The 8,749-nt window shown below is 68.2% G+C and carries 9 protein-coding genes and 2 pseudogenes; 6 read left to right on the top strand and 5 right to left on the bottom strand.

Annotated elements, in window-relative coordinates:
• Positions 1-322: pseudogene (locus tag ACRDP3_RS21685) on the bottom strand (amino acid transporter); the annotation flags it as partial.
• A gap of 1,034 nt (positions 323-1,356) precedes the next feature.
• On the opposite strand from ACRDP3_RS21685, the gene ACRDP3_RS21680 reads away from it, so the two are divergent.
• Positions 1,357-2,715, top strand: coding sequence for an NAD-binding protein (locus ACRDP3_RS21680; protein WP_431518653.1), 1,359 nt, complete (start codon positions 1,357-1,359; stop codon positions 2,713-2,715).
• A gap of 325 nt (positions 2,716-3,040) precedes the next feature.
• Here the strand turns inward: ACRDP3_RS21680 and ACRDP3_RS21675 are convergent, their stop codons facing one another.
• Positions 3,041-3,313 carry a hypothetical protein gene (locus tag ACRDP3_RS21675; RefSeq protein ID WP_431518652.1) on the bottom strand — a complete coding sequence of 91 codons (273 nt, stop codon included), beginning with the start codon at positions 3,311-3,313 and terminating at the stop codon, positions 3,041-3,043.
• A gap of 445 nt (positions 3,314-3,758) precedes the next feature.
• A complete protein-coding gene (locus ACRDP3_RS21670; protein ID WP_431518651.1) occupies positions 3,759-4,583 on the bottom strand; it encodes an AraC family transcriptional regulator in 825 nt (274 codons plus the stop codon).
• A gap of 49 nt (positions 4,584-4,632) precedes the next feature.
• Between ACRDP3_RS21670 and ACRDP3_RS21665 the strand changes: the two genes are divergently transcribed.
• Positions 4,633-5,064 (top strand): DUF2000 family protein, encoded by a 432-nt coding sequence (locus ACRDP3_RS21665; protein WP_431518650.1) that lies wholly within the window; start codon positions 4,633-4,635, stop codon positions 5,062-5,064.
• A 19-nt stretch (positions 5,065-5,083) separates the two neighbouring features.
• Here the strand turns inward: ACRDP3_RS21665 and ACRDP3_RS21660 are convergent, their stop codons facing one another.
• Positions 5,084-5,665, bottom strand: coding sequence for a TetR/AcrR family transcriptional regulator (locus tag ACRDP3_RS21660; protein ID WP_431518649.1), 582 nt, complete (start codon positions 5,663-5,665; stop codon positions 5,084-5,086).
• 113 nt (positions 5,666-5,778) lie between these two features.
• Between ACRDP3_RS21660 and ACRDP3_RS21655 the strand changes: the two genes are divergently transcribed.
• Positions 5,779-6,156, top strand: coding sequence for a DUF4267 domain-containing protein (locus ACRDP3_RS21655; RefSeq protein ID WP_431518648.1), 378 nt, complete (start codon positions 5,779-5,781; stop codon positions 6,154-6,156).
• A 57-nt stretch (positions 6,157-6,213) separates the two neighbouring features.
• Here the strand turns inward: ACRDP3_RS21655 and ACRDP3_RS21650 are convergent, their stop codons facing one another.
• Positions 6,214-6,681 (bottom strand): ATP-binding protein, encoded by a 468-nt coding sequence (locus tag ACRDP3_RS21650; protein WP_431518647.1) that lies wholly within the window; start codon positions 6,679-6,681, stop codon positions 6,214-6,216.
• 153 nt (positions 6,682-6,834) lie between these two features.
• On the opposite strand from ACRDP3_RS21650, the gene ACRDP3_RS21645 reads away from it, so the two are divergent.
• From ACRDP3_RS21645 to ACRDP3_RS21635, 3 genes and pseudogenes are all read left to right on the top strand, one after another.
• Positions 6,835-7,677 (top strand): helix-turn-helix domain-containing protein, encoded by an 843-nt coding sequence (locus ACRDP3_RS21645; RefSeq protein WP_431518646.1) that lies wholly within the window; start codon positions 6,835-6,837, stop codon positions 7,675-7,677.
• A complete protein-coding gene (locus ACRDP3_RS21640) occupies positions 7,674-7,934 on the top strand; it encodes a DUF397 domain-containing protein (protein WP_431518645.1) in 261 nt (86 codons plus the stop codon). Before ACRDP3_RS21645 ends, ACRDP3_RS21640 begins: the two co-directional genes overlap by 4 nt.
• Positions 7,935-8,018: 84 nt before the next feature.
• Positions 8,019-8,749: pseudogene (locus ACRDP3_RS21635) on the top strand (alpha-mannosidase); the annotation flags it as partial.

Here is an 8,749-nt window from a genome sequence, read left to right as displayed (position 1 = left end):
CGTAGGCGGAGAAGGAGCCGGACGTCGGATTCGCCGCGGCCATCTCTCCGAGCATCCGCATGACGCAGACGACCATCGCGCCGACAAGGGCGTACGACAGCAGAATCGCGGGTCCCGCGGCGGCGATACCTGCGGAGGAGCCGACGAAAAGACCGGCGCCGATCACACCCCCGATCGCGATCATCGACAGATGGCGGTTCTTGAGTCCCGCCTCGAGTTCGTTCTGGGAGCTCTGCGGGTCGTTGGGGTCCCTGGGAGGGGACTGTCCGGGGTCGCCCGGCGAAGTCTTACCGGCCGTGTCGGCCGTCGGATGCGCACTCATGAGAACCGCTCCATTCGGAGGGAGTTGGGGAGCTTCCGGGCAGACAGGGCTGCCCAGCCGAAGCGGGTGGGAGAGATCAGCGCGTGCCGACGCCCAGCCCGGACACAAGCGCGCGGCCCGCAGAGCGGACGCGGCAATAGAACATCGGGCTGTTCCAGCGGTAAGGGCGTCCGGGGTGCCGTGGTGCGGTGGCCCGGGAAGCCCACAGAGCCACAGACGTTAAGGCGGGAGTTCGAGGTTTGTACACCCCCGCTCCTTGGAAAATTCGAAGCCTTTTCGTCGGACGCAATCGCGGACATGGCTCGGCGGCGACGCGCCCGGGGGAAATACGACCCTGTTTCCCGGACGCTCGGGCGGGGTGCCGGCCCGCCACGACCGCGCCGAAGTCGGGCTCATTTCGCGCTACGCCCGCCCTGAATCGGCCTGCCCTGATTCCAGCGATTGAGCATTTGTACGAACACGGGCCCGCGGGGGTGTGACAGCTGTTCATGGTGCTGAGCGGAGAGCACTCCTAGCGTCTGGGCACGTGCCATTCCCCGCGGGGCAACCCCCGGCGGGCCCCTCTCACAGGTGCGGGTCGGCGTGCCCAGCGGGCGCCGTCACCCGAGTGGGCGGCCGCACGCGTACCCCCTCCGCCGCACCGGGCGGACCGCCCGGTACGCCTCGGAATCAACCTTCCCTTCCCAGACCCCGGTGGTGGCTCGGCCGTGCCGGGCCGGCCGCGCACCGGGGCATGCCGACGATCCTTCATGAGAGGGACACCATGAGCACCGAGAGCTCCGGCGGCGCATCGTCCCCTGAGCCGCTCGCTCCGCCACGTCCGCTCCATCTCCGCTGCCATTTCGGCCAGTTGCTGGTCCGCTGCGGCGGCTGCCGTGACCTCCGCTGCCTCACCTGCGACCCGTACCGGTCCGATGACTGTGCATTCGCTCTCTGAACACCCCCGGCGTCCCTGCCACGGCGAGCGGGCCGACGACCGTCCCTCCGACCGAGACGCCGGAGGTGCTCGACACGGGGCGTCCGGCCGGTACTTCGTGGTGATCGGCACCGACATGGCGCGCAGGGTGTGCGGTTCGCTGCAGTCGGCCGGACACCATGTGGGCCACCTCCGCCGCCCCACGGACGAGGATCTGCGCGTGGCGCTGGACGGCGAGGTCGCGGGAGTGGCGATCCTCCTCGACGACGACGTGGAGTCCCTGCGCTACGCCCTCGCGGCCGAGCACATCCGCCCCAACGTCCCGTTGGTGGTGACCATCTTCGACAAAACCGTGGCCGAACAACTCAGGCGCGTGGTCCCGAACTGCCGGGTCACCTCCCCGGCCGAGGTCGCCGCTCCGGTCCTGCTCGCCGCGTGTCTGCAGCCCGACCTGCTGGCGCTCATCCCGGCCCACTCAAGTGGCGGTCCGGGTCCGGGTTCACATCCGGCCCCGGTCCATCTCGGCGCCCGCGCTGAGGGGGACACCGTACGGCTCGAAGCGCACCGAACACCGCGATCGCTACGAATCCGGGCACGGTCAGGCAAGATCCGAGGCCAGCTGCGACCGCACGACGGCAGTTCGCGAATCCTGCTGACCGGCCTCGCCGGGATCCTCGCAGTGCTGCTGGCGGACTGGACCTGGGCCGTGGCGCTTCGCCACCGTGCGCCCGTCGAGGCGCTGTTCGAGGCAGCGCGTACGGTCTCCGCCGTCGGCCCCGCAGCCGCCCATGGCTCGGACACGTATCTGATGTTCTCCGCTTTCGCGATGCTCATGACGGTCGTCTTCACCGCGGTCTTCACCGCGGGCATGGTCGACCGCCTGCTGGCCCCGCGCTCGGTGGGCATCCTGGGCCCCCGGGCACTGCCAAGGGGCGGTCATGTGGTCGTGGTCGGGCTCGGGCAGGTGGGACTGCGGCTGTGCACCGAGCTCCAGGGGCTTGGCGTCGGGGTAATCGCCGTCGAGCGGAATCCCGCGGCTCCGCACCTCCGCCTGGCCAAGGCACTCGGCGTACCGGTCGTCGTGGCCGACGCGACCGACCGATTCGTTCTGCGCCGGCTAGGCCTACACCAGGCGGAAGCCATGGCCGCAGTCGCCTCGGACGACCGCGACAACATCGCCGTGTCCATCGCGTCCCTGGCGGTCGCCCCCGAACTGCGCCTGGTCATGCGTGCGGGCGACCACGATGCGATCGCGGAAACCCGCTCCCTCTTCAGAATCGGACCTGTCCACGACCTCAACATCCTCAGCGCCGCGTACACCACCGCAACCCTCACCGGCCTGCGTCCACGCACCGTAATGGCGCACGGAAGGGAGCTCCTGCTGGAGTCTGACGGCACGTTCGCCTCTTGGCCCCACCCCGACCGCTGCACCCATGCCCAGGAAGACCGCGAGACCATCCCATCCCACACCCGATGAACCGCCTGGGGGCCTGGTCCCACGAGCCCAACAAGCACTGGTCACTGACGTGTTCGCCGTCCACAGCAGAGCTCGGCGTCGTCCGTATCACTGCCCCCACTGGGCCGAGGAATCGACGATTCGCCAATGGGACGACGAGACGACCGAGAACCACCGGAACAACAAGGCGACGGCGAGTCCCGGAACGCGACGGTAACGGCGCTGCGCCGACGGTAATGGCGCTGAGCATTGCACTTGGGCGGGCTGCCGATCGCCGACTAGGGGGCGGCGCCGCACCCACACTCGGAGCGAGCCGGACAGCCGGCGACGCGTCGCCCCGTGCGGTTCAGCTTCCGCTGATGCCGAACACCTCCAGGACTCCGTACACGCCCAGGAACGCGATTGCCATGCTGCTCACTGCAAGTGCCACGGTGAGCCAGGGGCTGGCACGGAAACGCTTGTCGACGCCGGTGCCGCGCATGTACCAGACCGCGACGACGACCGCGAGGAGGAAGACGCCACCCCCGATGCCGCCGATCTGCACCATGAGCACTGGCGACTGGACGAAGAGGAAGAAGGAGACCCAGACGAAGGGGAGTGTGCAGGTGAGGATGCGCACGGTGCGAGGCCGAACTCAAGAAACTGCGCGGTGGATCCAGGGTGCCGGAGGAGCCGGAGCACAGGTGGGTCGACGGATGGCTACACCGCAGTCATCTCGCCCACTGGGGGCCGGTCGCCGCCCGGCGACTCCTCGAGATGAGGGCCTGGCACTTCTGCGCAACACACGATCACCGTCCACAACCCATCTCTCGGGCTCGTGTTCTGCGCCTGACGGCAATGCCAATTCGCTTTATGTGTACGGCCCTTGACGTACGAGAGGTGGGTTGCTCGCATGCCAGCGAAACGACCCAGCATGGGTGTTGAAGATTGCGAGGAGACCGGCCTCGGCTCAGGCACGGTGTACCCCACCAGTTCGACTACCAGCCAGCCGAGGACGAGCATGCCCTGGGCGCCCCCATTGCGCCGAACTTCCCTTCCTCTTCAACACCTTCGACACAGACAACTCATGTGATCGCCTGCCGCCGCCCCGGGGCAGGGACCCTGCAGGCGTAGCGCCCGGGGGCGATGCCCACGAGCCGTTTGAAGTGCCGGGTCAGATGCGACTGGTCGTAGAAGCCGACCGCGGCTGCCACCTCCGCAGGAGGCCGGCCGTCAAGGAGTAGCCGTCGGGCGCGGTCGATCCGGCGGGCCATAAGGTACTGGTGCGGCGCGATACCGAAGGCGGCGCTGAACGCCCGTACCAGGTGCGTGGGATGAGCGTGCACCAGCTTCGCTGCCTCCTCCAGGCTCACGCCATGGAGCAGCCTTTCGTCGAGGAGCTCCCGCAAGCTGTGGGCTACGCCGCGGCCGGCCTCGGCTGGGTGGGCGACGAGCCTGGGCCGCAGGTGGCCACGCAACCGTTCCCCAATCAGGGCGAGACGGCTCTCCGCTTCGAGTTCGTCGCCCGGGCACGACAAGGCCGAGTGCAGCTGTCCGACTCGCTGACGCAGCAGGGGGTCGACCATGTCGGGGCCATCCACCGCCGAGCCGATGAAGCTCTCGTCCAGCTGGGTCAGGTCCAGGTACAGCACCCGCTTGCGAAAGCCCTGCGAGGTGGCCGGTGAGCCGTTGTGCGGTACCTGCGGGGGGAGCAAAGACACCGTGTCATGCGGGGTGCCATGCTCACGTCGGTTCAAGTCGTAGCGGACCGCACCGTCGTCGACGATCAGCAATGTCCACACGTCGTGGACGTGCATCGGGTACTCGTGCTCGGTGAAATGGGCGTGGAAGACCTCGACGACACCCGGGATCCGCGGCCGCCACGCGGAAACCTCCTGCTGTGCCACCATGCCAAGAACGTACAAGAAAATGCGGCAGGGCGGCTGGCAGTCTCAGAGCATGGCAATCGAGAAGACCCCCGTACGATTCGACACCAAAATTGCCGTTCTGCTGCGCGAGGATCTTGAGCCCTGGCAGCGGCTGAATGTGACCGCGTTCCTGATCAGCGGTCTCGGCTCGGAGCTCCCTGAGGTGATCGGCGAACCGTACGCCGACGCCGACGGCACCCCGTACCTGCCCATGTTCCGCCAGCCGGTACTGGTCTTCGAGGGGACGAAGGACACACTGACCGCCGCGCACGGCCGCGTCTTGTCCCGTTCGCTTCCTCGGGCTGTGTTCACCTCCGACCTCTTCGCCACCGGCAACGACGGGGCCAACCGCGCAGCGGTACGGGCTGTGCCGAAGGATCAGTTGGATCTGGTGGGTCTCGCCGTGTACGGACCACGGAACGCGGTCGACAAGGTAGTCAAAGGCGCCCGCATGCACCCCTGACTTGCCCTTTGTTGCGTGGTCAGCCCGCTGGGGTGCCGGCGATCTGGGTGACGAGGAAATCGAGCCGTTCCTCCTGGCCGTCCGCGGGGATGCGGCCGCTGTCGGACAGGACAGCCATGCCGTGCAATGCGCTCCAGGTGACTTCGGCGAACAGTTCGCGTCGGTCGTTGTCCGGTCGGAAGCAGCTGACGAACTCGTCGAAAGCGGCCCGTAGCGGGGGTGGTGTCTCGGCGCTCGCGAACTTCACGTCGGTGGGCAGGACGAACATGGCCTGGTACAGGGCAGGCCGCTCGGTCGCGAAATCCAGATAGGCGCGGCAGACGGCGCGCAGGGTCTGCCCCGGCTCGGGGGCGGCCTGCCGCGCGCGGCGCAGGTGCGCGGCGAGTTCGCTGAAGCCGTCGATGGCGACGGCGCTCACGATGGCGTCCTTGCCGTTGAAGTGGCTGTACAGCACCGGCTGGCTGTACTCGACGCGTTCAGCCAGCCGTCGCGTCGTCACCGCCTCCCAGCCTTCGGCCTCCGCGAGTTCGCGCGCGGCTGTGATGATCAGCTGATGACGGTGGGCGCGTGCACGTTCACGGCGCTCGTTGATGGCGGACATGACGACACCCTAGCAACGCTAGACATATTGTCGAGGCTAAGTCTATCGTCGCTACAACAACTAGCGCCGCTAGGGATCCCTGCGGGTGCTGCCGCTGAGAGGGGAAGCAACCCATGCTCACCAACGTCGCCAACGTGCTCGCCGGACTGATCGGCGCAGGCATCATCTTCGTGGGCGCGCGCGCCTTTTGGGCACCGCAGGCCGCGGTTGGCTTCGGCATCCCCGACACGCCGACCGAGGACCGGAACTTCCAGGCCTGGCTGTCCGTCAAGGCCGTGCGCGACATCGTCTCGGGGCTCTTCATCTTCATCCTGCTGGCTGGAGCGACACCCCACCTGTTGGGCTGGTTCATGCTGGCCGCCACCGGCATACCCGTCGGCGACGCGCTGATCGTGCTGCGCAGCAACGGGCCCAAGGCCGCCGTTTACGGCATCCACGGGACCACCGCCGCGGTGATGCTGGCGATCAGCGTGCTCCTGCTCGTCGCGTAACGGCCGATCGGTCGGCACAGCCGTCCACGTCTTCATCCTGGACACTCGGCTCAGAAGTCAGCACGCCGGCGTATTGCTCAATTCAAGCTCCGCCCAGACGGTCTTTCCCGAGGGTGGGCGGGGCGCGATGCCCCAGCGGGCGGAGAGGGCGTCGACCAGCAGCAGGCCGCGGCCGGACTCGGCGTCAGGGAAGAGGACTTGGGGCGGAGCCGGACGGACCTCGCCCAAGGCGTCGGCGACCTCCACGCGGAGTGTGCGGGGCAGCAGCAGTCCGGGCCCGATCAGCAGGCGGAGCCGGAAGCTGCGGCCCTGCACCCGGCCGTGGGTGGCGGCGTTGGCGGTCAACTCCCCCAGCAGCAAGGCGCAGACGCGCGAGAACTCCTCGTCGTACGGCCAGCCCCAGGCGGCCAGTTGCTGGGTCCCCATGAGGCGGGCGAGGCGCGCTCCCCGCGGAGTCGAGCTGTAGAGCTGCACGAACTCGTGTACGGGCGGGGCGATTTCCGTCGGGACGATCTCGGTTTTCACATCACCGAGAGTGGTCGCCCGACCATAATCGAGCTAGGGGGTCGGTCCGTACCGCGGCTTCTGTACGGATGCGTCCGCGCGGCGTGCGTGCCGTCAGCAGTGACCGCCCCGGAGCACGGCACGTTGGGCACCGGCACGAAGGGGTGGCTCGAAATGGCTGACAGCGAAGGCGTATCGCAGCGGAGCGACGGGGAGGAGCCTGTCGATCCGCTGCTCAAGGCGATCGGGAAACAGATCAAGGTGCTGCGGGACCGGGCGGGGCTGACCCAGGTCCAGTTCGGCCAGCGGATCGGGTACGGGGTGGATCTAGTCTCGGCGGTGGAATGCGGCCGTCGACCACCCAAGCCGCCCTTCATCGACGGCGCGGAGCGCGAGTTGGACGCGGGCGGGTTGCTGGACGCCGTACGGGACGACATCGAGCGGGCCCAGTATCCGGCACGCTTCCGCGAGTTCGTCCGGCTGGAGGCGGAAGCACTCGAGATCCACAGCTACAGCAACCACGTGGTTCCGGGGCTCCTGCAAACGGAGGACTACGCTCAGGCCCTCTATCGCATGCGCCGTCCGGCATTTGACGATGAGGTCATCGAGCAGCATGTCGCCGCACGGATGGTCAGGCACAGCATCTTCGAACGCCGCCCGGCCCCGGTGATGAGCTTCGTCGTGGAGGAAGCCGTGCTGCGCCGCCCGTTGGGCGGACGGGCCGTACTGCAAGGCCAGCAGGAGCACTTGCTGAGAAGTTGCCGGAACCGCAACGTGGAGCTCCAGGTGATGCCGATCGATGTGGAGGAGCACGCGGGGCTTGTCGGTTCGCTGACCCTGCTGGAACTCAAGGACAAGCCCAAGGTGGCTTACACCGAGTCCCAAGAGCGCAGTACATGGTTCACGGAGCGAACTGACGTACGTGCCATCGAGGCTCGGTATGGGACCATCCGCGCACAGGCTCTCACTCCACGTGAGTCGCTGGAGTTCATCGAGAAGTTGCTGGGAGACGCATGAACCGCGAAGAGATCGCTCAGTCCGGGACTGGACTGCATTGGGTCAGGAGCAGCTACAGCGACAACGCAGGAGGCGAGTGTGTCGAAGTCGCCTGGCGAAAGAGCAGCTACAGCGACAGCGAAGGCGCCGAGTGCGTCGAGGTCGCCACCCGCATAGCCAGCGTCCACATCCGCGACTCCAAGGACACGGACCGCCCCGCGCTCCGCGTCAGCCGTACCGGCTGGGCCCGGTTCGTCCGGTACGCCACGGCAGGCTGAGCACGTAGGCGCTATCTTCGCGGCGCGCATGATGGCAGGGTCCTCATCAGGTGAAACGAGGCCCCCGAGATCGGAGCAGCCCCCATGCACGACGACCGCCGCATCGTTGAGGACCGCCTGCACCGCGTCCTGAAGGAGCGCATCAGGCCCGCCGTCTACAGCAGCCCCGTCCCGCTGACCGTCGAGCGGTGGGACGCGCCCGGCGAGCCGGTACCCGTGGCGGAAGGACTGGCAGCGACGTACGGGCAAGCCCGGGTGGGCCAGCGGTGGGGACCCGCGTGGGGCACCACCTGGTTCCGGGTCACCGGCAGCGTGCCGCAGGAGTGGCAGGGACGGACGGCGGAGGCGGTGCTGGATCTGGGGTTCGACCGGAACATGCCGGGCTTCCAGTGCGAGGGACTGGTCTACCGGGCGGACGGCGAGGCCGTGAAGGCGCTCAACCCGCGCAACGACTGGGTGCGGGTCGCGGACGCGGCGCACGGCGGCGAAGAGGTGGAGCTGTTCGTCGAGGCGGCGGCGAACCCCATCGTCAACACGCCCCAGACGCCGACGTACCAGGGCGACGTCCTCACCTCCAGCGACACCCCGCTCTATCGCCTCCGTCGGATGGATCTCGCGGTTTTCGAGACCGAGGTGTGGGAGCTGGTGCAGGACCTGGAGGTCACCGGGTCGCTGATGCGGGAGCTGCCCGTGGAGGACGCCCGCCGCTGGGAACTGCTGCGCGCGATCGAGAACGCGCTGGACGCGGTGGACCTGGCCGACGTGGCCGGTACGGCCGCCGCCGCCCGCGCCGCGCTGGCCGGGGTGCTGTCGGC

This window comes from Streptomyces sp. (genome assembly GCF_050698815.1).
Lineage (GTDB): Bacteria > Actinomycetota > Actinomycetes > Streptomycetales > Streptomycetaceae > Streptomyces.
Note: the sequence above shows the minus strand (reverse complement) of the source record. Positions and strands in the feature narration are given on the sequence as shown.